This is a genomic window from Streptomyces sp. NPDC085524 (assembly GCF_044541755.1).
In the GTDB taxonomy this organism is placed as follows: domain Bacteria; phylum Actinomycetota; class Actinomycetes; order Streptomycetales; family Streptomycetaceae; genus Streptomyces.
Genome location: NZ_JBITTH010000073.1, coordinates 1 through 1,982, shown reverse-complemented (window position 1 = coordinate 1,982; position 1,982 = coordinate 1). Strand labels below are relative to the sequence as shown.

The following is a 1,982-nucleotide window of genomic DNA, read 5'->3' as shown; positions in this document are numbered from 1 at the left end:
TCCGATGGCCGAATCCCGTGCCGTACGACAGGAGCGCCCGACGATGGCCACCCCTGCCCGCTCTTCGCGCCTGCGCGCGTGGATGCTGGAAGGCCTGACCGCCCAGACGAGTTCGCCCGCAGCCAAGGAGGCGGCGGCCCAGCCGCACGGCCGGCCGTGGTGGCGGGTCATGTGCCTGACGGGTCTGGACTACTTCTCCACCCTCGGCTACCAGCCCGGTATCGCGTTCCTCGCGGCCGGTCTGCTGTCGCCGCTGGCGACCGTCGTGCTCGTGCTGCTGACCCTGTTCGGTGCGCTGCCCGTCTACCGGCGGGTGGCCGAGGAGAGCCCGCACGGCGAGGGCTCGATCGCGATGCTGGAGAAGCTGCTCTCGTTCTGGAAGGGGAAGCTGTTCGTCCTGACCCTGCTCGGGTTCGCGGCGACGGACTTCCTGATCACCATCACCCTCTCCGCCGCCGACGCGACCGCGCACATGGTGGAGAACCCGCACCTCACCAGTACCCTGCACGGCCACGAAGTACTGATCACCCTGATCCTGATCGCGCTGCTCGGCGGGGTCTTCCTGAAGGGCTTCAGCGAGGCCATCGGCGTGGCCGTGGTGCTGGTGGCCACCTATCTCGGCCTGAACGTCGTCGTCGTGGCGGTCGGGCTGTGGCACGTGTTCACCGCACCGCAGGTCATCACGGACTGGACGGCCGCGCTGACCGCCGAGCACGGCAACGTGTTCATGATGATCGCCATCGCGCTGGTCGTGTTCCCCAAGCTCGCGCTGGGCCTGTCGGGCTTCGAGACCGGTGTGGCGGTCATGCCGCACGTGAAGGGCGATCCCGCGGACGGCGAGGAGAAGCCCGCCGGCCGGATCCGCGGCGCGAAGAAGCTGCTGACCACGGCGGCCGTGATCATGAGCGTCTTCCTGATCTGCTCCAGCCTGATCACGACCCTGCTGATCCCGGCCGCCCAGTTCGAGCCCGGCGGCGAGGCCAACGGACGCGCCCTCGCGTACCTGGCCCACCAGTACCTGGGCTCCGCCTTCGGCACCGGCTACGACATCTCCACGATCCTGATCCTGTGGTTCGCCGGCGCCTCCGCGATGGCCGGCCTGCTCAACCTGATGCCCCGCTACCTGCCCCGCTACGGCATGGCCCCGCACTGGGCCCGCGCCCTGCGCCCGATGGTCATCGTCTTCACCCTGATCGCGTTCCTGGTGACCTGGATCTTCAACGCCGACGTGGACGCGCAGGGCGGCGCCTACGCCACGGGTGTCCTGGTCCTGATCACCTCGGCGGCGGTCGCCGTGACCATCGCGGCCCGGCGGGCCGGGGAGCGGGGCTGGACCATCGGCTTCGGGATCATCTCGGCCGTCTTCATCTACACCACGGCCGTCAACGTCGTGGAGCGGCCGGACGGCGTGAAGATCGGTGCCTGCTTCATCGGCGGCATCATGGCGCTCTCCCTCCTCTCGCGCCTGGCCCGTGTCTTCGAGCTGCGCGTCACGGACATCGAGTTCGACGACATGGCGCAGCGGTTCATCCGCGACACCGCCAACCGGACGATCCGCTTCATCGCCAACGAGCCCGACAGCCGGGACTTCGAGGAGTACCGGCAGAAGAAGGCGCAGATCCGCGCGGACAACGACATCCCGGCCGAGGACGACGTCATGTTCGTCGAGGTCACCGTCGTGGACGCCTCCGAATTCGAGTCCGGCATGCGGGTGCGCGGCGAAGTCCTCCACGACCGCTACCGCGTCCTGACCCTGGAGAGCTCCAGCATCCCCAACGCGCTGGCCGCCCTCCTGCTCCACGTCCGCGACGAGACCGGCCAGCGGCCGCACATCTACTTCGAGTGGACCGAGGGCAACCCGATGGCCAACTTCTTCCGGTTCTTCCTCTTCGGCCAGGGCGAGGTCGCCCCCGTCACCCGCGAAGTCATCCGCGAGGCCGAACCCGACCGCTCCCGCCGCCCCCACGTGCACGCCGGCTGAC

The 1,982-nt window shown here is 69.1% G+C and carries 1 protein-coding gene; it reads left to right on the top strand.

The genetic code is table 11. The features are described 5' to 3' along the window. Positions 1-43 precede the first annotated feature (43 nt). On the top strand, positions 44-1,981 hold the full coding sequence (locus tag ACIGFK_RS42440) for an amino acid transporter (protein ID WP_400056157.1): 1,938 nt from the start codon (positions 44-46) through the stop codon (positions 1,979-1,981). Position 1,982 lies beyond the last annotated feature (1 nt).

Bases quoted from the DNA above. Each gene is read 5' to 3' on its own strand.
- ACIGFK_RS42440 (WP_400056157.1), top strand. From the start codon at position 44: ATGGCCACCCCTGCCCGCTCTTCGCGCCTGCGCGCGTGGATGCTGGAA.